The sequence below is a fragment of the Stenotrophomonas maltophilia group sp. vghtpe118 genome (assembly GCF_052605195.1).
On record NZ_CP199672.1, the window covers coordinates 3410805 to 3434215 of the forward strand.

Annotated in this window: 20 protein-coding genes and 1 riboswitch; of the genes, 14 read left to right on the forward strand and 6 right to left on the reverse strand. The window is 67.6% G+C overall.

Annotation, left to right across the window (positions count from 1 at the left end):
• Positions 1-181 precede the first annotated feature (181 nt).
• Genes wecB through ACUDTM_RS15515 form a run of 4 tightly spaced genes read left to right on the forward strand, consistent with a single transcriptional unit; the run spans position 182 to position 8549 of the window.
• On the forward strand, positions 182-1366 hold the full coding sequence (wecB, locus tag ACUDTM_RS15500; RefSeq protein WP_088496286.1) for a non-hydrolyzing UDP-N-acetylglucosamine 2-epimerase: 1185 nt from the start codon (positions 182-184) through the stop codon (positions 1364-1366).
• Entirely contained in the window at positions 1363-3564 is a 2202-nt protein-coding gene (locus ACUDTM_RS15505) for a hypothetical protein (protein WP_445391402.1), read from the forward strand. Before wecB ends, ACUDTM_RS15505 begins: the two co-directional genes overlap by 4 nt.
• Before the next feature lie 6 nt (positions 3565-3570).
• Complete coding sequence (locus tag ACUDTM_RS15510) at positions 3571-5718, forward strand: glycosyl transferase family protein (protein WP_353080394.1); 2148 nt, start codon at positions 3571-3573, stop codon at positions 5716-5718.
• On the forward strand, positions 5715-8549 hold the full coding sequence (locus ACUDTM_RS15515) for an NfrA family protein (protein ID WP_353080395.1): 2835 nt from the start codon (positions 5715-5717) through the stop codon (positions 8547-8549). The genes ACUDTM_RS15510 and ACUDTM_RS15515 overlap by 4 nt, the downstream gene beginning before the upstream one ends.
• Here ACUDTM_RS15515 and ACUDTM_RS15520 read toward each other — a convergent pair.
• The 3 genes from ACUDTM_RS15520 to ettA all read right to left on the reverse strand — a co-directional run bounded on the left by ACUDTM_RS15520 (position 8543) and on the right by ettA (position 12795).
• A complete protein-coding gene (locus tag ACUDTM_RS15520; RefSeq protein WP_072167829.1) occupies positions 8543-9547 on the reverse strand; it encodes a DUF4434 domain-containing protein in 1005 nt (334 codons plus the stop codon). The genes ACUDTM_RS15515 and ACUDTM_RS15520 overlap by 7 nt on opposite strands.
• Before the next feature lie 83 nt (positions 9548-9630).
• Positions 9631-10947, reverse strand: coding sequence for an NCS2 family permease (locus ACUDTM_RS15525; protein ID WP_072167830.1), 1317 nt, complete (start codon positions 10945-10947; stop codon positions 9631-9633).
• Between the two features lie 183 nt (positions 10948-11130).
• Positions 11131-12795, reverse strand: a complete 1665-nt coding sequence (gene ettA / locus ACUDTM_RS15530) for an energy-dependent translational throttle protein EttA (RefSeq protein WP_005415249.1) — start codon at positions 12793-12795, stop codon at positions 11131-11133.
• A gap of 252 nt (positions 12796-13047) precedes the next feature.
• Between ettA and ACUDTM_RS15535 the strand changes: the two genes are divergently transcribed.
• The 6 genes from ACUDTM_RS15535 to ribD all read left to right on the forward strand — a co-directional run bounded on the left by ACUDTM_RS15535 (position 13048) and on the right by ribD (position 17818).
• The gene (locus ACUDTM_RS15535; protein ID WP_445391403.1) at positions 13048-13527 is read left to right on the forward strand and encodes an RcnB family protein; all 480 of its coding nucleotides are present in this window, start codon (positions 13048-13050) and stop codon (positions 13525-13527) included.
• Between the two features lie 185 nt (positions 13528-13712).
• Positions 13713-14966 (forward strand): serine hydroxymethyltransferase, encoded by a 1254-nt coding sequence (glyA, locus tag ACUDTM_RS15540; protein ID WP_057494411.1) that lies wholly within the window; start codon positions 13713-13715, stop codon positions 14964-14966.
• 67 nt (positions 14967-15033) lie between these two features.
• Entirely contained in the window at positions 15034-15453 is a 420-nt protein-coding gene (locus ACUDTM_RS15545; protein WP_072167831.1) for a hypothetical protein, read from the forward strand.
• A gap of 27 nt (positions 15454-15480) precedes the next feature.
• Positions 15481-15930: a hypothetical protein gene (locus ACUDTM_RS15550; RefSeq protein WP_088496290.1), complete on the forward strand. Its 450-nt coding sequence runs from the start codon at positions 15481-15483 to the stop codon at positions 15928-15930.
• 144 nt (positions 15931-16074) lie between these two features.
• The gene (gene nrdR / locus ACUDTM_RS15555; RefSeq protein ID WP_005415256.1) at positions 16075-16596 is read left to right on the forward strand and encodes a transcriptional regulator NrdR; all 522 of its coding nucleotides are present in this window, start codon (positions 16075-16077) and stop codon (positions 16594-16596) included.
• 136 nt (positions 16597-16732) lie between these two features.
• Positions 16733-17818: a bifunctional diaminohydroxyphosphoribosylaminopyrimidine deaminase/5-amino-6-(5-phosphoribosylamino)uracil reductase RibD gene (ribD, locus tag ACUDTM_RS15560; protein WP_072167921.1), complete on the forward strand. Its 1086-nt coding sequence runs from the start codon at positions 16733-16735 to the stop codon at positions 17816-17818.
• Positions 17819-17853: 35 nt separating this feature from the next.
• On the opposite strand, the gene ACUDTM_RS15565 is transcribed toward ribD, so the two are convergent.
• From ACUDTM_RS15565 to ACUDTM_RS15575, 3 genes are all read right to left on the reverse strand, one after another.
• Positions 17854-18138, reverse strand: a complete 285-nt coding sequence (locus tag ACUDTM_RS15565) for a hypothetical protein (protein ID WP_242015904.1) — start codon at positions 18136-18138, stop codon at positions 17854-17856.
• 204 nt (positions 18139-18342) lie between these two features.
• A complete protein-coding gene (locus tag ACUDTM_RS15570) occupies positions 18343-19227 on the reverse strand; it encodes a hypothetical protein (protein WP_445391404.1) in 885 nt (294 codons plus the stop codon).
• A gap of 150 nt (positions 19228-19377) precedes the next feature.
• Positions 19378-19998, reverse strand: coding sequence for a hypothetical protein (locus ACUDTM_RS15575; protein WP_072167834.1), 621 nt, complete (start codon positions 19996-19998; stop codon positions 19378-19380).
• A 239-nt stretch (positions 19999-20237) separates the two neighbouring features.
• A riboswitch (FMN riboswitch) is annotated at positions 20238-20383 on the forward strand.
• A 74-nt stretch (positions 20384-20457) separates the two neighbouring features.
• Between ACUDTM_RS15575 and ACUDTM_RS15580 the strand changes: the two genes are divergently transcribed.
• From ACUDTM_RS15580 to nusB, 4 genes are all read left to right on the forward strand, one after another.
• On the forward strand, positions 20458-21084 hold the full coding sequence (locus ACUDTM_RS15580) for a riboflavin synthase (RefSeq protein WP_065178777.1): 627 nt from the start codon (positions 20458-20460) through the stop codon (positions 21082-21084).
• Positions 21081-22181: a 3,4-dihydroxy-2-butanone-4-phosphate synthase gene (gene ribB / locus ACUDTM_RS15585; protein WP_088496293.1), complete on the forward strand. Its 1101-nt coding sequence runs from the start codon at positions 21081-21083 to the stop codon at positions 22179-22181. The genes ACUDTM_RS15580 and ribB overlap by 4 nt, the downstream gene beginning before the upstream one ends.
• Positions 22182-22352: 171 nt before the next feature.
• Entirely contained in the window at positions 22353-22820 is a 468-nt protein-coding gene (ribH, locus tag ACUDTM_RS15590) for a 6,7-dimethyl-8-ribityllumazine synthase (protein ID WP_005415267.1), read from the forward strand.
• Positions 22817-23296: a transcription antitermination factor NusB gene (gene nusB / locus ACUDTM_RS15595; RefSeq protein WP_005415268.1), complete on the forward strand. Its 480-nt coding sequence runs from the start codon at positions 22817-22819 to the stop codon at positions 23294-23296. Before ribH ends, nusB begins: the two co-directional genes overlap by 4 nt.
• The last annotated feature ends 115 nt before the right edge of the window (positions 23297-23411 follow it).

Consider the following 23411-nt stretch of genomic DNA (forward strand, 5'->3'; position numbering starts at 1 on the left):
CGATGAAGATCACTGCCACGACGCACGTGCCATCAATCGATTGTGATGGACGTCGCGAATTTGGAGTTTCCTCATGAGGTGACCGTCTCCTGCCTGCGGGCATTGGACGGTAACGCCGAAAGGATCCAGACGTGGCTACAGCTCCTGGCATTTTCCAGCACCGGCCTTCCGGAGCACCCCGGTGAAGGTCCTGTCGGTGTTCGGCACCCGGCCGGAAGCGATCAAGATGGGGCCGCTGGTGCGCGCCCTGGCCCAGGCTGCGGATGTCGAATCGGTGGTCTGCATCACCGGCCAGCACCGGGCGATGCTCGACCAGGTGATGTCGCTGTTCGAGATCACCGCCGACCATGACTTGGATGTCATGGTGCCCAACCAGACCCTCAATGGCCTGTGTTCCAGGCTGTTCGAGCGGCTTGACGCGCTCTACACGCAGGTCCGCCCGGATCGCGTGCTGGTGCACGGCGATACCACCACGGCGATGACCGCCGCCCTGGCCGCGTTCCACCACCGCATTCCGATCGGCCATGTCGAGGCCGGCCTGCGCACCGGCGATATCAACCGGCCATGGCCGGAGGAGATGAACCGGCGGGTGATCGACGTGGTCGGTCATCAGCTGTATGCACCTACTCCCGGCTCGCGCGCCAATCTGGCCCGTGAGCATCTGGGCGGGCAGATCCTGGTCACCGGCAACACCGTCATCGATGCCCTGCAGCAGACCGTGCAGCGCCTGGATGCCGATCCGGCACTGCGTGCCCAGGCCGACGAACCCTTCCACATGCTCGACCCCGGGCGCCGCCTGCTGCTGGTCACCGGCCATCGCCGCGAGAGCTTCGGCCAGGGCTTCGAGGACATCTGCCGTGCGCTGGCCGAACTGGCCCAGCGGCCGGACCTGCAGGTACTGTACCCGGTGCACCTCAATCCGAACGTCCAGGCACCGGTCAACGCACACCTGGGCAACCTCGACAACGTGCACCTGGTGCCGCCGCAGGACTACCTGCGCTTCGTGCGCCTGATGCAGCGCGCCGACGTCATCCTCACCGACTCCGGTGGCGTGCAGGAAGAAGCGCCGGCATTGGCCAAGCCGGTGCTGGTGATGCGCGACGTCACCGAGCGCCCGGAGGCGGTCGAGGCCGGTGTGGTGACGCTGGTCGGGACCACGCCCTCGCGCATCGTCGAGGGGGTCAATGCGGCCTTGGCGCAGCCACCGCAGCCGACCCGTTTCGACCCCGATGGCAGTCCCTATGGCGACGGCCGCGCCAGCGCCCGCATCGTCGCCGCCCTGCGTGGCGCTCCTCTTCCCGAGTTCTCGCCCGGTCTCCGCAGCGGCGGTGCCGCCCACCACCCTCTCCATGAAGTGACGCCATGAGCCAGACCGGCCGCTGTCCCCTGTTTGTTTCCGCCGCCGCGTTCGTCCTGTCGTGCGCGGTTGGCAGTGCCCACGCCGCCGACAGCGTCGCCGGCCAGTTCGCAGAATGGAGCGGCGACAGCACGGTGAGCCGGCAGATGACCCTGCGCGAACTCGGCTTCCGCCAACCGCTGGTACTCAGTGGGCAGGAGAGCCAGCGCGAGGTCTACCTGCCGGTGCCGGCCGGCGTTGCCACCCGCGATGCGCAGCTGCAGCTCGATGGGCGCTATGTGCGTGGCCACGCCGGGCGCACTTCAGGCCTGTGGTCGGTGGATGGCGATCCGGTCGCCGCGCGTTCGATCACCGATGCCCAGGGCGATGCCAGCCAGCTGCTGGCCATCGATGGCGAACCCCGCCAGAACGGCTTCGTGCGGGTCGGTGTCGGCTGGTGGTCGATCGTGTCCGACTATCAATGTGCCGACCAGAGCGCGCCGGCCAATGTGCTGCGGTTGTCGCCGGATTCGCGCTTCAGCTACCGCTTCGATGGGCGTGCCGTGGATACCGTCGCCAAGGCCTGGGGCGCGCTGCCACCGCGGGTGCGCCTGCTGGTGGAGGGCAAGGCGCTGCAGGCGCCAACCTATGATGCCGCCTGGCGCATTGGTACCGCGTTGCAGGCCGGCGGCAAGCAGGTGCAGGTGGTGGCGCTGCCCAAGGTCGGCGACAGCGTCGACCTGGCCGGCATCAGCGTCCCGGCCAGCCTGCAGGGCGTGCCGGCCTATGCAGCGCTGGCTACGGGCGAACGCGTGCACGCGATCAAGGATCTGGCCGAAGTGGGGGCGCTGCTGTCGTTGCGTGACAGCGGGCCGCTTGCCGCCGATGTGATGATCGGCAGCGAGGCATTGCGCGCCGGCGTACGCGCAGCGCTGGACGCGCTGGCCGCACAGGTCGGCGCGGCGGGCACCGATGCGGGCGCAGCGTTTGCTGCGTGGCGCGGTACTGACATGAGCGGCCTGGAGAAGCCCGCCGCCAACGCTTCGGTCAGCGTGGTGGCCGTTGCGGGCCGTCCGACGCTGGTGGTCGACCCGGCGGCAGCGGGCAAGGTGGCCGGACTGTTCGCCGAACAGTGGCGCAGCTATGCGCTGGGCCGCAGCCTGCAGGTCAGCGCAGCAGGAACGCCCAAACTGGACGGTGACCAGGTACTGCTGAGCCGGCTCGGAAACATCGCCGGAACCATGGATGTGGTGACCCGTGCCGACCGCAGCGCCAGCTTCGATCTGGGCACGCTGTCGGCCGATGGCCGCCTGCCCGAGCAAGTGGTGATCGATGTCTCGGCGGCCCCCAATGCGGCGGGTCAGGGCGCGGTGGCCACGATCTACCTCAACGACTACCTGCTGGGCGGCAAGGTGCTGTCGGCCAACGGCCAACCGCAACGGCTGGTGGCCAAGGTACCGGCCTACGCGCTGTCGGCGCGCAACGAGATCCGTGTCAGCTTCCTGCGCCAACCGGCACGCCCCTACTGCCACGATCCGGCGACCGGCTATCCAGTCTCGATCCTGCCCAGCAGCCACCTGACCCTGGCCAAGCGCTCGCTGGGCAGTGATTTCGTCGGTGCCAGCAGCCAGCTGTCACGCGGCAACCAGGTGTTCGTGCCCGGCGCCTGGCTGCAGGATGCACCGGCCTCGCTGGGCAAGGTCATCGCGGTGGCCAGTGCAGTGGGCGCTTCGCCGGAGGTGTCGGAACTGAAGGTGGTCGACGCCGGTGCCGCGGTCAGCCCGGGCGCGCCATGGCTGGCCTTCGGCGTTGCACCGGCCGGTGTCGATGTGGCCGGCCTGAAGGATGGCCACCTGCGCGTCGGTGGCACGTCGCAACCGCTGCTGGATGTCAGCGGCCTGGATCACGCCGCGGTGGTGCAGGTGGGTTCGTCCGGCGGCCAGCTGGGCGTTCTCTACAGCGACCTCGGCGCACAGGCACCGTCGTTCAGCGCACCGTTCCGGTTGCTGCGCGGCGATCTGGCCGTGCTTGACGGCACTGATGTCGTGCGCGAATTCGACCGCCAGGATCCTTATGGCACTCGCCTCGCGCACGACGGCAATCCGCAATCGAAGTGGGAACGGCACATGGTCTGGTTGCTGCTGCTGGTTGGCGTGATCGTATTCGCGCTGCTGGCCGCCCGCGTCACCCAGGTGCGCCGCCGCAAGTCCGCCAACGCAGGACATTGATCCACCGTGGACGGTCTGTTCTGGAACATCCAGCTGGCCAACTACTACGCTGCCCTGGAAACCACGGCGGCGGCGGTGGCCGTGCTGATCCTGATCTCCAGCCTCGATGACCTGTTCATCGATGTCTGGTACTGGGTGCGCGAGAGCTGGCGCGCGCTGACCGTCAAGCGCCGCGACGCGTACCGGCCGCTGACCCAGGAAGACCTGCTGCAGCGGCCGGAACAGCCGCTGGCGATCATGGTGCCGGCGTGGATGGAGTACGACGTCATCGCGCAGATGGTCGAGAACATGATCAACGTGCTCGACTACCGCGAGTACGTCGTGTTCGTCGGCACCTATCCCAACGACCAGCAGACCATCGACGAAGTCGAGCGCATGCGCCGTCGCTACAAGCGCCTGCGCCGCGTGGAGGTGCCGCATGACGGACCGACCAGCAAGGCCGACTGCCTGAACTGGCTGATCCTGGCGATCTTCGACTACGAGAAGCGCCACGACATCGAGTTCGCCGGGGTGATCCTGCACGACAGCGAAGACGTGCTGCACCCGATGGAACTGCGCTTCTACAACTACCTGCTGCCGCGCAAGGACATGATCCAGCTGCCGGTCACCTCACTGGACCGCGAATGGTACGAACTGGTGGCCGGTGTCTACATGGACGAGTTCGCCGAATGGCACGCCAAGGACCTGGTGGTGCGCGAGAGCGTGTCCGGCATGGTGCCGTCGGCCGGCGTCGGCACCTGCTTTTCGCGGCGTGCGCTGCTGGCGCTGAGCGCGCAGACCGACAACCAGCCCTTCAACACCGACAGCCTCACCGAAGATTACGACGTCGGTGCGCGGCTGGCGGCCATGGGCATGCAGTCGATCTTCGCCCGCTTCCCGGTGCAGTTCCGCGTGCGTCGGCCGTCATGGTTCGGCTGGGGGCCGGTGCGCGAGCGCACCCAGCAGATGGCGCTGTGCGTGCGTGAGTACTTCCCCGACAACTTCCGCGCCTCGTACCGGCAGAAGGCGCGCTGGGTGCTGGGCATCGGCCTGCAGAGCTGGGAGTCGCTGGGCTGGCGCGGTTCGCTGGCTACCAAGTACCTGTTGGCGCGCGATCGCAAGGGCATCATCACCTCGTTCGTCAGCATCATCGCCTACCTCATTTTCCTGCAGTTGCTGCTGTTCTGGCTGTTGAAGGCGACAGGGGTGTGGACGATGCAGTTCCCCAGCGTGTTCCAGGCCGGTACCTGGCAGATGAATGTCGCGCTGCTGACCACGGCGGCACTGGCGACCCGCGTCGTGCAGCGCTTCTACTTCGTCAACCGCCTGTACGGCTGGGAGCATGCGCTGATGTCGATCCCGCGCATGGTGGTCGGCAACATGATCAACTTCATGGCCACCGCCCGCGCATGGAAGGTGTTCCTGGCCTACCTGCTGTTCGGCAAGCGCATGGTCTGGGACAAGACCATGCACGACTTTCCCGATGCGGCACAGCTGGTGCAGACCCGCAAGCAGCTCGGTGAGCTGTTGACCACCTGGCAGGCGGTGGAACCGGAGCGGCTGCAGCAGGCGCTGGCGCAGCAGCATGCCGGCCGGCGGCAGCCGCTGGGCCGCATCCTGCTCACCCAGGGCTGGCTGGATGATGAAACCCTGGCCGAAGCCATCGCCTTCCAGGGCGACCTGCCGCGTGCGGTCATCGACATCGACTACCTGCGCGCAGGCTCATTCCCGGTCAGCGGCGATGCCTGCGTGCAGTGGCGCATGCTGCCGCTACCGCCGCGGCAGCAGCAGACACTGCGGCTGGCCGTGGCCAGCCCATTGCCCGAAGACGCGCTGGCGCTACTGAAGCAGGAAACCCGCAGCGCACACATCGAACAGAGCATCGCCCGCGAAAGCGAAATCAACGCAGGCCTGCGCCTGATCGGCGGCGACCAGCACTGGCAGCTGGACAACGTGCCCTTGCTGGGCGACCTGCTGGTGGAGATGCGCCTGATCGACCACGCGCGCTTCGAGATTGCACTGGATGCGTACAAGCCGCAGCGCGATGGCCGCATTGGCGATTACCTGGTCAAGCAGGGCATCACCACCGAGGACGCCGTCGCCCAGGCCATGCAGGAGCAGCGCCGGCGTGCGGCCGCGCTGCAGTCGCCGCCTCCCGGAGCCTTGCCGGCATGAAGACCACGCTGCTGTCCACCGTCATCGCTGTCGCCCTGGCAACGGCTACCGCGCCGGCACAGGCGCAGGCCGATGCGCCGCTGCCGTTGTCCGGTGCGGCCTACCGCGTCGCCGAGCAGGCCTTCGCCGCCTACGAGCGCGGTGATTACGCTACGGCCTACCAGCAGTCCAGCGAAGCGATCCGGTTGCGCCCGGACGTGGTGCGGCTGCGCCTGCTGCAGATCTATGCGTTGCAGAAACTGGGCCGGCCGGCGGAGGCGCAGCAGCAGGCGCGCCGTGCACTGGATGCCGGGTTGAAGGAGCCGGCCTTGCCGGCATTGGCCGCTGCCACCGCTGCGCGCAGCACGCCCCCGGATGCCCGGGGCGGGCGCGCACCCTCTCCACCGCGCGCGGCCGGCAGCGGCGCAGACCGCGCCAGGCAGCAGGCCTACACGCTGGCCACCGAGGCCTATGCTGCCTATGACGCCGGGCGCATGTGGGAAGCGGCCAGCAAGGCCGAGCAGGCCTTCCGCCAGCAGCCGAAGCAGGGTGCCTGGGCGATGCTGTGGGTGGCGGCGCTGGAAGAACAGCAACAGGCCGAACTGGCCGACGCGGCCATCGGCACGGCGCTGCAGCTGGGCGCACCGAACGTCGAGGAACTGCGCGCGCGGCGCGTGGCGCTGGCCCGCCAGCGCGCGCTGCTGCAGGCCCAGCAGGCATACCAGTCGCTGTCCACGCAGAACGATGCGGCGGCCGTCGCGCAGGCGCGCGCCGCCGTCGAGCTTGCGCCGGATGTTGCTTCGTACCGGTTGCTGTTGATCACCGCGCAGCTGCAGCAGGGGCAGCTGGCCGACGCCGAGCGCAGCGCCGACCAGGCACTGCAGGCCGACGGCGGGGATCTCAATGCCCGGGTGATGCGCGGCTATCTGCGGCAGCGCCAGGGCAAGACCGTGCTTGCCAATGAGGACTTCGACACCGCGCTCGCCATGCCGGGGTCCACAACGCAACAGCGCAACGTGCGCCTGCTGGCCGTGGATGCGGCCCTGGCCGCTGGGGATCGCGCACGTGCGGCTGCACTGCTGGCGCCGCTGCGGCCGGTATTGCCAGCCGATGCAGGCGATGCACGCGCGCAGCAGTTGCTGCAGCAGGGCATCGAGCAGCGCGCCAGGGCGACCGGATCCAGTCGCGAGCTTCCCCGCATGAGTGCGCAGGCCTATCCAGCGCCGTTCCAGCATTGCCAATCGGATGACGCCGCCAATATCTGCGAGCTGATGCCGGCTGACCTGCAGGGCGACGGTGGCGCTGCACAGCGCGCATATGCAGCCTACGCGCGGCAGGACTTTGCCGAGGCCATCGGTGAAGCACGGCAGGCCGTGCAACTCGCACCGGACGATGCAGACCTGCAAGGCCTGCTGACCACCACGCTGGCGGCAGGCAACCGCAGCCAGCAGGACGAAGCACGGCTGCGCCTGGACGCGGCACTGGCGCAACGCCCTGATGACGCCGGGCTGCTGATGCAGCGCGGCTATCTCAACCAGAAGGCCCACGAACCGGCGCGCGCACTGGCCGACTTCCGTGCCGCCGAGGCCACCGGCAAGGCACCCAAAAGCGTGGTAATCGACCAGGCGTATGCGAGTGCGGCCAACGGCGATCATCCTCAGGCGGTGTCGCTGCTGCGTAGCGCCATTGATCGCGCCGACGCCGGTGAGCTGCCTCTGGATGCGCATCAGCGCTACAACGTGCGCAATGCCATCGCCAACTATTCGCGCGAGTGGGGCGTGATCGCCTCGGCCGGCTTCCGCGGCGCGCGCCAGGCCGCGACCAATGTCGGCGGCGCGGCGATCAGTACGCCGGGCGATTCGGTGTTCAGCACGCTGGAAGCGTTCTGGCGGCCCCCGGCGTTCAACGACCAGCATGGCACGCTGGAGCTCTACACGCGGCTGCTCAACACGCTGTACGACGAGGGCGGCACCTACGAATCGATCCGCGCAGTGGACCCGTGCACCGGCGAATCGACACCCGACGCACGTGCACGCGCCGCCCGTCTCAGCCGTTCGCGTTCCACCACCGGCTGGCCGTCCACCATCGCCTCGTTCGGCATGCGCTACGCCTTCGGCCAGACCGGCCTGAGCGCCGGCATCGAGCGCCGCCAGTTCCTCGGTAGTGCCACGCGCACGGGCGATGTCTATCCCGCCTCCGCGGCCGTGCAGTGCCGCATGCAGCTGGCCCTGAACCCGCCACTGGAATCCAGCACCCTGGCCCGCTACCGCCTGGCCAGCGGTTCCGGTGGCTGGATGTCCTACCTGACCTACGGCTATTACCACGGTACCGACCTGCGCACCGACGTGAACCAGTGGTGGATGGTCAGCGGCTACGCGCAGGGCGGTTACACATGGGATGACAACAGCGCGCATTTCACCCTGGATGCACTCGATGCCAACGGCATGCCAGTGCGGCGGATCGGTGATGCCAATGGGCGCCTGCATCGCGAACAGTGGTTCGCTGCCGCTGAACTGCGCGCCGGACGCAGCTTCCGTTTCGGTGCCGGGCAGACCCACTGGGTGGTCACGCCGTATGTTGTGGTGGGGGCGGACTGGCTGGACCAGCGCTCGCGCGTGCGCGACATCCGCTACCCGCTGTTTCCGGGACAGTCGTTCGCGCTCAACGATACGCAGCGCAGCTGGTCAATGGGCGCAGGGCCGGGCCTCGGCGTGCGCTACTGGTTCCGCGAGGACCACTACAACACGCCGCGTTCCTACCTCGACCTGACCGTGCAGTACCGCTTTGCGATCGGTGGCGGTGATACGCAGCGCGCCAAGGGCCTGTTCGCCACCGCCATCCTCTATTACTGAGGCAGCCCCCACCGGCGCCGCAGCGCCGCCGCCTGCGGCGTGTCCTGGGTCAGCCACGGCTCCAGCGCATAGACCAGCACGTGCTGTGCGCCGCTGTCGCGTGCCCACGCCAGCTGCCGTTGGATTCGTGCGGCATCGGCAGTCTCGCCCTTGAACCCGCTGCCATCAGCGGCGCTGCCGGGCAGTTCGCGGAACAGCTCGACGATCACATCGAAGCCGATGTCGTGCGCGTGGAAATGATCGAGCAACGGCTGAAGCTGCTGCACGTTGCCGGCGCCGGCAACGCCCACGCCGTCCTGCACCATCGGTCGCAGCGTGGCCTGGGCCAGTACCGCCTGCCATAGCGTGACCAGGTCGCCATCGGACTGCAGGCGGCTGAAGTAGCAGGAGATCGCGCAGTCACCGCCGCGCGCGCCGGTGGCGTCTGCCAGCCCGTGCAGCCATTGCGCCAGCCATTGCTGGCGGGCCGGATCGGCCCAGTGGTACTGCTCCAGTTCGTAGGGCAGGTACCAGCCCCCGAAGGCCGGCTGCTCGGCCCACGGCGCCTGTGCCAACCAGCTGCGTGCGTGCGCCAGGCTGTCGGCCAGGAACGCCTGCAGCGCGGCGTCGTCGGCGCCGATCGCCTGCCACCAGCGCTGCTGGAAGGGTAGGCCGACACGGATGCGCAGGTTGTTCTGGCTGGCGGCGGTGAACAGCTGCTGCAGGCTGCCGTCGGGCAGTGACCAGTCGCCGTCACTGCCGCCGACGATGCCGGTCCATTGCAGCACCAGCTGACGGCAGCCCAGCGTATGTGCAAGCTTCAACGAGCGCTGCCAGTCGGCCGGTCCCCACTGCAGGTGGCTGCGCCAGGGCTGCAGGAAGGTGCCGTCGACCTGCACCGGCAGCGAGCAGCCGGGCAGGGTAGCGAGCGTACCGGCCAACGGCGCCAGCACGGCCGCGCGCAGCAGGCGGCGGCGCAATGGCGAAGACGGATCTGCGGGAAGGACGGGCGCAACCATGCCCGCATCATCCCAGAGCACCGTGCGCAGCAGGTGAACCCAGCAACGGGTGGTGCCGGCCGCTGGCCGGCATCGCCCCCCGATTATTCCAACGCGTAGCGCAGCGCGAACAACACCGCCACCAGCCACACCGCCGGATGCACCTCGCGCCAGCGCCCGGTGCCTGCCTTCAGCGCCGCATACGCGATGAAGCCGAATGCCAGGCCGTTGGCGATCGAATAGGTGAACGGCATCGCCAGCGCACACAGTGCGGCCGGCACCGATTCGGTCAGGTCGCTCCAGTCCACTTCCACCAGTTCGCGCAGCATCAGGCCGGCCACGAACAGCAGCGCCGGTGCGGTGGCATAGCTGGGCACCATCGCCGCCAGCGGCGAGAACAGCAGCGCGGCCAGGAACAGCGCCGATACGACCAGCGCAGTCAGGCCGGTACGGCCACCCACCTGCACGCCCGAGGCGCTTTCAGCGAAAGCGGTGGTGCTGCTGGTGCCGAGCACCGAACCGGCCACGATGGCGGTGCTGTCGGCCAGCAACGCGCGACCGAAGCGCTTCTGTGCGCCCGGCAGCTTCAGCAGACCGGCGCGGCCGACCACGCCGTACAGGGTGCCGGTGGCATCGAACACTTCCACCAGCACGAACACCAGCACCACCTGCAGCAGCACCGCGATTGGTGCGCCGCCGTCATGGTGCAGCAGGCCCGGCAGGTCCAGCTGCAGGAAGGTGGGGGCCAGGCTCGGCGGCAGCGAGACCAGGCCCTGGTACTGCACGTCGCCCAATGCCCAGCCCGCACCGGTCACCGCCAGGATGCCGATCAGGATCGCGCCGCGGATCCGGCGTGCTTCCAGCACTGCGATCAACAGGAAACCGGCCAGCGCCAGCAGTGGCGGCGCCGTGTTCAACGGGCCCAGCGCCACCAGCGTGTCTTCGTTGCCGACGATCACGCCGGATTTCTGCAGTGCGATGATCGCCAGGAACAGGCCGATGCCGGCCACGATCGCCGAGCGCAGCGACGAAGGGATGCCCGACACCAGCCATGCCCGCACACCGGTCAGCGACAACACCAGGAACACCAGTCCGGAGATGAACACCGCCCCTAGCGCCTGCTGCCACGGCAGGCCGGCAGCGCCGACCACGGTGAACGCGAAGAACGCGTTCAGGCCCATGCCCGGTGCCATGCCGACCGGGAAATTGGCCGCCAGCGCCATTACCGCCGAACCCAGCGCGGCGGCCAGGCAGGTGGCCACGAACACCGCACCCGCATCCATGCCGGTGGTGCCGAGGATCTCCGGGTTGACGAAGACGATGTAGGACATCGTCAGGAAGGTGGTGATGCCGGCCAGCAGCTCGGTACGCACGGTGGTGCCGTGCTGCTGCAGCTGGAACATGCGCTCGAACAGGGACATGGAGATTCTCGCGACGATAAGGTGTCACGACCAACGGTCGTGACCTACCCGAATGCAGAACGTGGGTACCGACCGTTGGTGGTGGGTACCGACCGTTGGTCGGTACGCTTCAAAGCGTCACCACCAACGGTGGTGACCTACCGAAAGGAGAAAGGCCGCGCGAGCGCGGCCTTTCCGGTTGCCTTACTTCAGCGCCTTGAAGCGCAGGCGCTTCGGCGCAGCGTCATCGCCCATCCGGCGCTTCTTGTCTTCCTCGTACTCGCGGTAGTTGCCCTGGAAGAACTCCACGTGCGAGTCGCCTTCGAAAGCGATGATGTGCGTGGCGATGCGGTCCAGGAACCAGCGGTCGTGCGAGATCACGAAGGTGTTGCCCGGGAACTCCAGCAGCGCGTCTTCCAGTGCACGCAGGGTTTCGATGTCCAGGTCGTTGGACGGCTCGTCGAGCAGCAGCACGTTGCCACCCTGCAGCAGGGTCTTGGCCATGTGCAGGCGGCCACGCTCACCACCGGACAGCGAACCGACCATCTTCTGCTGGTCCTGGCCCTTGAAGTTGAAGCGGCCGATGTAGGCGCGCGACTGGATCTCGATGCCGTTGATGTTGAGGATGTCCAGGCCGCCGGCGATTTCCTGGAAGACGTTGTGGTTGCCTTCCAGCTTGTCGCGGCTCTGGTCCACGTAGGACAGCTGCACGGTCGGGCCGATCACGATCTCGCCCGAATCCGGCTTTTCCTGGCCGGTGATCATCTTGAACAGGGTCGACTTGCCGGCGCCGTTCGGGCCGATGATGCCGACGATCGCGCCCGGCGGAATCAGCATCGACAGGTTGTCGATCAGCAGGCGGTCGCCGAACTTCTTGGAGACGTTCTTGAACTCCATCACCATGTTGCCCAGGCGCTCGCCCGGCGGGATGAAGATTTCGTTGGTCTCGTTGCGCTTCTGGTAGTCCTGCGACTGCAGCTCTTCCAGGCGGGCCAAGCGGGCCTTGCCCTTGGAACGGCCGCCCTTGGCGTTCTGGCGCGACCACTCCAGTTCCTTCTGGATCGCCTTCTGGCGGGCCTTTTCCTGGTTTTCTTCCTGCTTCAGGCGTTCATCCTTCTGCACCAGCCATTCGGTGTAGTTGCCCTTCCACGGAATGCCGCGGCCGCGGTCCAGTTCCAGGATCCACTCGGCGGCGTTGTCCAGGAAGTAGCGATCGTGGGTGACGGCCACCACGGTGCCGGTGTAACGCGCCAGGAACTGCTCCAGCCATTCAACCGACTCGGCGTCGAGGTGGTTGGTCGGTTCGTCCAGCAGCAGCATGTCCGGCTTCTGCAGCAGCAGGCGGCACAGTGCCACGCGGCGCTTTTCACCACCGGACAGGTTGGCGATCTTGGCGTCCCACGGCGGCAGGCGCAGCGCATCGGCAGCCACGTCCAGCTGGTTTTCCAGGGTGTGGGCATCACCGGCGGCCAGGATCGCCTCCAGGCGCTCCTGCTCCTTGGCCAGCGCGTCGAAGTCGGCACCTTCTTCGGCGTAGGCGGCGTACACCGCTTCCAGTGCGGCCTGGGCCTGCAGCACTTCGCCCACGCCTTCCTCGACCGACTCGCGCACGGTCTTGTTCGGGTCCAGTTCCGGTTCCTGTGCCAGGTAGCCGACCTTGATGCCCGGCTGCGGGCGGGCCTCGCCCTCGAAATCGGTGTCCACGCCGGCCATGATCTTCAGCACGGTGGACTTGCCGGCGCCGTTCAGGCCCAGCAGGCCGATCTTCGCGCCCGGGAAGAAGGACAGCGAGATGTCCTTGATGATCTGCCGCTTGGGCGGGACCACCTTGGACACGCGGTTCATGGTGTAGATGTATTGCGAGGACATGAGGTCTCCGTAGGCGCGGCCCTGCGCCCGGCCCATCACGGGAACATCCCGTTGTGGCAGCGGGCACAGACTGGAAAGGAATACCGCCAATTATAGCCGGAACCGGTTCCGGGCCGCGCCCGTGGCAGGGGCGCTGGCTGGCCGCGGCCTGAATACTTCGTCACAGTCCTGCAGCGGGAAGCGTTTCCAGCCGGAAACGGTTCAGATCGGGTGCGCAATATGGGCTCACCACCACCCAAGCAGAGGTCTGACATGCGCATCAATCGAGTAATGGCCAGCGTCGTGGCCTCTGTGCTGGCGCTCGGCGCCGTGGCCCCGGCCTTTGCCGACAACGACCACCGTCGCGGCCATGACCGCCGCGAGTGGCGCGAGGACCGCCGCGAATGGCGACAGGACCGCCGTGACTGGGAACGCGACCGCCGCGAGGCACGCCGCGACTGGGAGCGCGACCGCCGAGACTGGCACCGCGACCACGACCGCTACTACCGTCCGGCCCCGCCGCCGCCGCGCGTGGTCTACCGCCCGGCCTACGGCCCGGGCTACGGCTGGAAGGTCGGCCACCGCTACCGCGATTACTACCGCGGCCCGATCTATGTGGTGAACGACTACCCGCGCTACCACCTGCGCCGCCCGCCGTATGGGCACCACTGGATCCGCGACGACCGCGGCAACATGCTGCTGGTGGCGGTGGCGACCGGCATCATCGCCGACTACATCATCAACAGTCGCTGAGGATCGCGGCTGGGGTCGGATCCCTTTCCACGGAAAGGGCTGTGATCCCACAACGTCCCTCGAAACCATACGGGGCCGGATTCCTTCGGGAGTGCCGGCCCCGGCCTTTCCGGCCCCGGCAGGCCGGTGCGGGGCTACAATCAGGGGCTGAGCCGTACCCCTTTCCCTGCCTGCTGGAGTACCCGATGTTCCCGCGTGACGTCCGCATCGAAACCTACGATCCCGAACTGGCCAAGGCCATCGCCGCTGAAACCCAGCGCCAGGAAGACCACGTCGAGCTGATCGCCAGCGAGAACTACACCAGCCCGGCCGTAATGGAAGCCCAGGGCAGCCAGCTGACCAACAAGTACGCCGAAGGCTATCCGGGCAAGCGCTACTACGGTGGCTGCGAATACGTGGACATCGCCGAGCAGCTGGCGATCGACCGCCTCAAGCAGCTGTTCGGCGCCGACTACGCCAACGTGCAGCCGCACAGCGGCTCGCAGGCCAACCAGGCCGTGTACTTCGCCCTGCTGCAGCCGGGTGACACCATCCTCGGCATGAGCCTGGCCCACGGCGGCCACCTCACCCACGGTGCCAAGGTCAATGCCTCGGGCAAGCTGTTCAACGCCGTGCAGTACGGCGTCAACGACCAGGGCCTGATCGATTACGACGAGGTCGAGCGCCTGGCCCTGGAGCACAAGCCGAAGATGGTCGTGGCCGGCTTCTCCGCCTACTCGCAGGTGATCGACTGGGCGCGCTTCCGCGCCATCGCCGACAAGGTCGGTGCCTACCTGTTCGTGGACATGGCCCATGTCGCGGGCCTGGTCGCCGCCGGCGTCTACCCGAGCCCGCTGGACCACGCCCACGTCGTCACCTCGACCACCCACAAGACCCTGCGCGGCCCGCGTGGCGGCATCATCATCGCCAAGGGCGCCGACGAAGACCTGGTCAAGAAGCTGCAGTCGATCGTGTTCCCGGGCATCCAGGGCGGTCCGCTGATGCACGTCATCGCCGGCAAGGCCGTGGCCTTCAAGGAAGCGCTGGAACCGGGCTTCAAGGCGTACCAGCAGCAGGTGGTGAAGAACGCCCAGGCGATGGCCAACACGCTGATCGCGCGCGGCTACAAGATCGTTTCCGGCGGCACCCAGAACCACCTGATGCTGGTCGACATGATCGGCAAGGACGTGTCCGGCAAGGATGCGGAAGCGGCGCTGGGCAAGGCTCACATCACCGTCAACAAGAACTCGGTGCCGAACGACCCGCGTTCTCCGTTCGTGACCTCGGGCCTGCGCCTGGGCACCCCGGCCGTGACCACCCGTGGCTACGTCGAGCAGGACTGCGTGGACCTGGCCAACTGGATCGCCGACGTGCTGGACGCGCCGAACGATGATGCCGTCATCGCCCGCGTGCGCGACGCGGTCAGCGCGCAGTGCCGCAAGTACCCGGTCTACGGCTGATCGGCGCAGGGGGTCGGATCCCTTCCCGCAGGGAAGGGCTCTGACCCCGTCACCAGGAATCCCGCGCATGGATGAGCGCCGCCTCAAGTATCTGTACGCCACCCTGGCGGTGGCATTCGGCCTGCCCAGCCTGGTGGTGGGCGGTGCCGCGGCGACGATGCTGCTGCTGACGGGGCTGGGCCAGTTCGGCCATGGCACGCTGGCCGCGGTGACGGTGATGCCGCTGTGGGGCCTCGCCGGCATTGCCGGCTGCCTGGCCTGGTTGTGGCTCAGCGCCGGGTATCTGCTGCAGGGGCGTGCCGGGCTGCAGGTGCATCGCCTCTGGTGGTGGCTGCTGCTGGCCGGCGGTCTTGCCGCCGTACCCCCGCTGGGGCTGGCGCTGTGGTGGAGCATCACCGTCCACGCCGAAGGCATCGCCCTGTTGCTGTTGGGCCCATCGATGCTGGTGCCGGCGGCGATGCTGGTGTGGATCAAGCGCCGCGCATGACGTGGCCCATGGAAGGACATCGAACGCATGGATGAGCGCCTGCACAAACGCGCGATGGCGATTGCCGGCCTGCTGGTAGGCCTGCCCACCGTGGCGGCAGGCGGCACGGGTGCCATGCTGGGGCTGATGGCCGTATGGGACGGCAAGTACCTGACGGGCGACGAGTACACGCTGTTGCTGCTGTGGTCGTCGGCCGGCATCATCGGCCTGCTGTCGTGGTTGTGGCTGAGCGGGCTGTTCCTGTGGCGCGGTGTTGCCGGCCTGCGCCAATCACCGGTTGTGGCCTGGGTCGGCTTGGCGTTGGGTGGCTTGGCCGCGTCGGGCGTGGTCGTCGCCACGCTGTACTCCACGATCAGCAATGGCGAGATCTCGACATTGGGCTTTCTCGGGTTTGGCCCGCCGCTGCTGGTGATGGCCGGGCACCTGGCCTGGCTGCGCTGGGCACGCGTGGCATCGCCGCCGCCCGCACCGGGTTGAGCCGGGCTCCCCAACTCGTCGGACACGCTGGGTGGCCAGAATGCAGGCGCTTCCGCGCAGGCAGCATTTGCTGCGGCGCCCTTTCTCAGGTACCTTTGCGACGCTGCCATGATGGTGGCAATTGCTCCCTGAGCCAGGCGTTCCATGCATTGCCCCTTCTGCCAACATGCCGATACCCGGGTCATCGACTCGCGCGTCTCTGAAGACGGCGCGACGATTCGCCGTCGGCGGGAATGCGAAGCCTGCGGCGAGCGCTTCAGTACCCTGGAAACGGTCGAGCTGAAGCTGCCGGCCATCGTCAAGAGCGATGGCACCCGTGAAGCGTTCGACCAGCGCAAGGTCCGCGCGGGGTTCGACCGCGCGCTGCAGAAGCGTGCGGTTCCCGAAGACAAGATCGAAGCGGCGGTACGTGCGGTGGTGCACCAGCTGCGCATCAGCGGCGAGCGCGAAGTGCCCTCGATCAAGGTAGGCGAGTTCGTCATGAACGAACTGCGCAAGCTCGACCACGTGGGCTATGTGCGCTTCGCTTCGGTCTACCGCAGCTTCGAGGACGTGGCCGATTTCCGCGAGGAGATCGAGAAGCTCGAGCGCGACCTGCCGTCCAGCACCGAACAGCTCCAGCTGCTGGGCGATGTGATCGCCCTGACCAAGAAGAAGAAGGGCTGACCGACACCGCTGTGGTGGCACGGAGGCGCCCATGATCTGGTGGGTGCCAACCTTGGTTGGCACGGAGGTGTCCATCCACGCATGGCGTGGATCTGCCGATGGCGTGCATCCACACCGGCGGCGTTACCATGGCCGCATGACACCTTCGTTCTCCGTCCTCGACCACCTGCACATGGCCAACGCGCTGCGTCTGGCCGAACGTGCCGCTTACACCACCCGCCCCAATCCGATGGTCGGCTGCGTGATCGCCCACGGCGAACGCGTGGTAGGGCAGGGCTGGCACCAGCGCGCAGGCGGCCCGCATGCCGAGGTGTTCGCGCTGCGCGAAGCCGGCAGCGAGGCCCGCGGTGCGACCGCTTACGTCACCCTGGAGCCCTGTGCCCACTACGGGCGCACGCCGCCGTGCGCACTGGCGCTGATTGAAGCGGGCGTGACGCGCGTGGTGGCGGCGATGCGCGATCCGTTCCCGAAGGTTGATGGCGGTGGCTTCGATCTGCTGCGCAATGCGGGTATCGAGGTTGCCGAAGGACTGATGGCGGCGCCGGCGCGCGAGCTCAACAAGGGCTTCCTGTCGCGCGTGGAGCGCAACCGCCCGTGGCTGCGGGTGAAGCTGGCCGCCAGCCTCGATGGCCGCACCGCGATGGCCGACGGCAGCTCCAAGTGGATCACCGGGCCGGCCGCGCGCGAGGACGTGCAGCACTGGCGCGCTCGCGCCGGTGCGATCCTGACTGGCGCCGATACCGTGCTGGCCGACGACCCGATGTTGACCGTGCGCCTGGCCGGTACCGAAGTGATGCCACCACTGCGCGTGGTGCTCGATTCGCGCCTGCGCTCGCTCGAATGCAGCCGTGTGCGCGAGGGCGGTGCGCCGACGCTGTACCTGCACGATGCGGCGGTCAGTGCGCCGGATGCGGCCGACGCCGAATTTGCCAGCGTGCCCTGCGTTGAAGGGCGGCTGGACCTGGGCGCGGTGCTGGCGCTGCTGGCCGAGCGCGGCATCAACGAGGTGCATACCGAAGCCGGCGCGACACTGGCCGGTGCGCTGCTGCGCGCTGGCTGGGTGGACGAACTGCTGCTGTATCAGGCGCCCACGCTGCTGGGCGACAACGGTCGTCCGCTGCTGGCCGGCCTGGGCATCGATGCCATGGACCAGCAGCGTCGCCTGCACGTGGTCGACCAGCGCCAGATCGGCGAGGACATCCGGCTGCTGTTGCGCCCGTGAGGCAATGGCGGGGCACTGGCCCCGTTCCGGCGCTGTCAGGTGCCCTCGTCCTCGTGGGCGGGGCACTGCTCTTTCCATTGCTGCTTCCACAGCACATGCAGGTCACGGCAGTAGGCACCGAGTGCTTCTCCCGTCAGCTGCGTTGACTTCCACCGCAGCCTGCGCCGGCTGATGCCCTGGTCGTACTCGTCCGGCAGTACCGACGGTGCGCACTGATCGTGGTACTGCAGGAACGCGCGGCAATCGTCGTTCTCGCTCAGTTGCGCATCGATGTCGCGGTCGCGCAGCTGGGTCGACTCGAAGGCAACCGAAGGTTGCACGTAGAAGGTCCTGGGTCTGGACGCTTCGGCCTGCCAGCACGCCATTAGCGCGACAAGCAGGACCGTGGTCGAGGTTATGCGGTGCTTCATGCTGTTGCCCTCGTGGAAGAGGGCAACAGCATTGATCACGCAGTGTGCGCAAGACCATGCAACGGTTCTGAAAGTGCCGTCGATCCTGCTGCAGGCAACGGCGCTACGTCGTGCTTATGGGCACTCGTCGGTCCACATCATCTCGGCGATCGGGCGCAGTGCCTTGCACTCCTGCGTCATCTCATCGGCTGACTTGAGCTGTGCCTTGGCCTTCAGTTCCTCGGCCATCGCATCCACGCCGCTGATCTGGTCGGGTGCGACCTTCGCCACGCAGCTGCGGTGCTGCTGCAGCAGCAGGTCGCAGCCGGGTACGCCGGTCACCTTCGGTGCGCTGGCCGCCTGCACGTCCTGCATCCATTCCTCGAACGGTGCCAGCGCCCCGGTCACGGTGCCCACCAGATCATCGAAGTTGCCGCTGTACCAGTAGCCGTTGTCCTTGGCCGGGTACAGGGTGAAGGTGCCGCTGACCGGCACGCGCGCGCCACTCTGCAGCGCCTGGCTGTAAGCGTCGGTGAACTGCTTGCGCGAAGCCGGGCTGGCGTCGGAGGCAAGGCTGGCGGCGAACAGCGGACGTACCTTGCCCAGGTCGGGCATTTGGCAGCTGAAGGTGATGCGCGCCAGCTTCTGGTCGTCCACGTACTCGTTGTCTTCAATCACGCTCTTGCTGGCGCGGCACTTCGAATCACGCAGGGCCTTGGCATACATCGCCTCGCTGGCGGCCGCGTCGGCCTTGGCGCCGGTGCTGGCAAGCACGACCTGCCACGGTTCGGCCAGCGCCTTGGCCAATGCGCCCGGGTTCGGGGTTACCGCGTCCTGGCCGTCGAAGGCCGGCTTCAGCGCATCGTTGAGGGTGCGGGTCGCGGCGGCGTCGTCTTCCAGCAGGACGCGGGCATACAGATCGAAGGCCTGTTCGGGCGTCAGCGTGGCCGGGGCGGCGCTGGCCAGCAGCGGGGCAGCCAGCAGGGCGCTGGCCAGCAGGGTACGCAGGGGAGTCTTCATGACGGTGTTTCCTGTTCCAGAGGCGCGCAAGCCTAGCGCATCTTTGCGCAGGCCCGACGGTGCCCTGTGATCACGTGCCGACGCGCGGGGCAAAAAAAACGGGCCCCTTGCGGGGCCCGTTCGATCGCACGACGAGGAGCGACCGTTGGATCAGAAGCTGGCGCGGACGCCGGCCGAGTACTGGGTGACGTCGCGGTAGCCGGAGATCTCGCCCACCAGGCCCCAGGTCTTGGTGAAGTTGATCTGGCCGCCAACAGTGCCGACCCAGGTGCCCTTGTAGTTGTTGCCGCCATCCATGTAGCCGGCCTTGACCCAGGCTTCGGTCATGCGCGACGGCTTGCCGCGGATGCCCATGGTGACGCGGCCCAGATTGGTGTGGTCCTTGCCGTGGTAACGCACACCGTCATAACGCAGGGTCGATTCGGCGTTCTGGCGCACCCAGGCGGCATCGGCGGTGAAGTCCAGGCGGTCGGTCCACGGCATGTGGTAGCCGATACCCAGCTCCGGCTGGTTCAGTTCCAGCTTCAGCGAGTCTTCGCCGTAGTGGCGGGTCTTGCTGGTGCGCGACCAGCCACCGAACACGTAGACCTGCTCGGCCAGCGCGACCGAACCGCGCAGGTAGCCACCGTCGACCTTCGGGTCGTCCAGCAGGTTGTCGTCAACCTGGACCTGGGTCCAGCCGCCTTCAACGTAGGTGTAGCTCAGGGCCTCGGCCGAAGCCGAGAACGGGGCGGCGGCCAGCAGGGCGGCCACGATCAGGATCTTGCGCATGGAAATTCCTGTGAGTTTCAGTCCATTGGCGGGCCTGCCCTCGCGGCTGCCCGTGGCGACCTCATGTCGTCCGCTGCGGATTTTAATGAAAGTTTTACAAAATGCGAGAGACGGCCGTCACAGGCTGGCCAGACGTGGTCGGGGTCAGAGCCCTTTCCTGCGGAAAGGGATCCGACCCCGGGCATCCCACCCCGTTCAGGCCGGGCTGGTACACTGACCAGACCGGTTCGCCGGTACACAAACGTCTTCAGGGCGGGGTGCAATTCCCCACCGGCGGTAGGTGCGCAAGCACGAGCCCGCGAGCGCCCCGGCTCACGGCCGGGGGTCAGCAGATCCGGTCCAATGCCGGAGCCGACGGTCATAGTCCGGATGAAAGAAGACGGTGCCACAGGGCTCTTGCCCTGCGTGCACCTGTTTGCCTTGCGGCGTTTTTCGCTCACTTTTCGCGGAGAACGTTACTTGTTTACTGGAATCATCGAAGGCGTCGGCCGTCTGGCCGCACGCGAGTCCATCGGCGGCGATGTCCGCTTCACCTTCAATGTCGGGAATCTGCCGTTCGACAACGTGCAGATGGGCGAGAGCATTGCCATCAACGGCGTCTGCCTCACCGTCATCGCATTCGACGCCCGCAGCTTCCAGGCCGATGCGTCCACCGAGACCCTGGGCCTGACCACGCTGGGCCAGTTGGGCGAAGGTGCGGTCATCAACCTGGAGCGCGCCATGCGCCCGACCGACCGCCTCGGCGGCCATCTGGTCAGCGGCCACGTCGACGGCCTCGGCCAGGTGCTGTCCATCCACGAAGATGCCCGTGCCCAGCGCTGGCGCTTCGCCGCGCCGGCCTCGCTGCGCCGCTACATCGCCAGGAAGGGCTCGATCTGCGTGGACGGCGTCAGCCTCACCGTCAACGAAGTGGACGATGAAGGCTTTGAAGTCGCCCTCATTCCGCACACCGTGGCCAACACCGCCTTCTCCGCCACCGGCGTGGGCAGTGCGGTCAATCTGGAAATCGATCTGGTCGCCCGTTATGTGGAGCGCCTGATCAGTGTGCCGACCAACGGTCAGCACCCACACGGAGATGCCGCATGAATTTCGCCCCGATTCCGGAGATCCTGGAAGACATCCGCCAGGGCCGCATGGTGGTCATCGTCGATGACGAAGACCGCGAGAACGAAGGCGACCTGATCATGGCCGCCGAGCTGGTCAAGCCGTCGGACATCAACTTCATGGTCACCCATGGCCGTGGCCTGGTGTGCCTGCCATTGACCCGCACCCGCGCCGCCGACCTCGGCCTGGCGCCGATGGTGCAGGCCAATACCGCGCAGTTCCAGACCAACTTCACGGTCAGCATCGAGGCCGCCGAGGGCGTTACCACCGGCATCTCGGCCCACGACCGCGCCCACACCATCCGCACCGCGGTGAAGCCCAACGCCAAGCCGTCGGACCTGCACCAGCCGGGCCACATCTTCCCGCTGATCGCCCAGCCGGGCGGCGTGCTGACCCGCGCCGGCCACACCGAAGCCGGCGTCGACCTGGCCATGCTGGCTGGGCTGGAACCGGCCGGCGTGCTGGTGGAAATCCTGAACCCGGATGGCAGCATGGCGCGCCGCCCGGAGCTGGAAGTGTTCGCGCGCGAGCACGGCCTGAAGATGGGCTCCATCGCCGACCTGATCGCCTACCGCCTGGCCACCGAAAAGACTGTTGAACGCGTGGACGAGCGCGACATCGACACCGAATTCGGCCCGTTCAAGCTGGTGACCTACCGCGACCGCATCGCCCACGACCTGCATTTCGCGCTGGTCCGGGGTGCCCCGGATGCGGAGACCCCGACTTTGGTGCGCGTGCAGGTGGAAAACCCGCTGGCCGACCTGCTGCATTGGCGCCGTGACGACTTCGGCGTGGCCGCCACCGACGCCCTGCGGGCGATCGATGCCGAGGGCGCTGGCGTGATGGTGGTGCTGTCGGCCCCGCGCGATGGCGAAGCCCTGCTGGCCCGCCTGCGCCAGCAGCCGGTGCCGGTGGTGCCGGGCAAGGATAAGGACGTGGGCCAGTGGCGCCGCAACGGTGCCGGCGCACAGATCCTGTCCGACCTGGGCCTGGGCAAGCTGCGCGTACTGGGCACCCCGCGCCGCCAGATCGGCTTGGCCGGGTACGGCCTGGAAGTGGTGGAGACGGTGACCCTGTAATGAGTAGTGCCGGCCGCTGGTCGGCAACCGCATCCCCGGGATTGCCGGCCAGCGGCCGGCACTACCGGTGGGGGCCGACCCTTGGTCGGCACACCCTGCAGGCCCCCGCCAGCCACGGCCGGGGCCCATCCACGCTAGAATTACCCCCTTATCGAGTCCCCCAAGCCGCATATGAGCCACTACGAAGGCGATCTTCGCACTCCCGAGTCGGCGCGCTTCGCCATCCTGGCCAGCCGCTGGAACGCCCGCATCACCGACGCGCTGGTCGCAGGCGCCCGCCTGAGTCTGGCCGGCAACGGCATCACCGAAGCCAACATCGACGTGATCCGCGTGCCGGGTGCCTGGGAACTGCCGCTGGTGGCTGCACGCCTGGCCGCCGCGCATGAACACGCCGCCATCCTCACCCTGGGCTGCGTGATCCGTGGCGACACCCGCCACTACGAACACGTGGCCGACCGCTGTGCCGAAGGCCTGATGCGCGTGCAGCTGGATTTCGGCGTGCCGGTGCTGAACGGCGTGCTGGCGGTGGAACGCGTTGAAGACGCCGAGGCCCGCGCAGGCGGCAGCCACGGCAACAAGGGCGAGGAAGTCGCACTCGCCGCATTGGAAATGGTCAATCTTCTGGAGCAGCTGCCATGAACAAGAACACCCAGGGCAAGCCCTCCGGTAAACCCGTCCGCCGCGATGGCGTGGATCCCGTGCTGCGCTCGCGTGCGCGCCGTCGTGCTGTGCAGGCCATCTACGCCTGGCAGATTTCCGGCGGCAACGCGCAGTCGCTGATCGCCCAGTTCGCCCACGAGCAGGCCCGCGAAATCGCCGACCTGGCCTACTTCGAGGCGCTGGTGCACGGCGTGCTCGACAACCGTCGCGACATCGACGAAGCGCTCGGCCCGTACCTGGACCGTGGCATCGAGGAAGTGGACGCGATCGAACGCGCCGTGCTGCGCCTGGCCGCCTACGAACTGCGCTACCGCTTGGACGTGCCGTACCGCGTGGTGATCAACGAAGCGATCGAATCGGCCAAGCGCTTCGGTTCCGAACATGGCCACACCTACGTCAACGGCGTGCTGGATCGTGCCGCCGTGGAATGGCGCAAGGTCGAATCGGGTCACTGACCCACCTGTGGTAGTGCCGGCCGCTGGCCGGCAGCTGCAGGGATCCTGAGGTTGCCGGCCAGCGGCCGGCACTACCGCCCACCGCGCCCTGCGCGGCACGTACAACAGCGGGAAC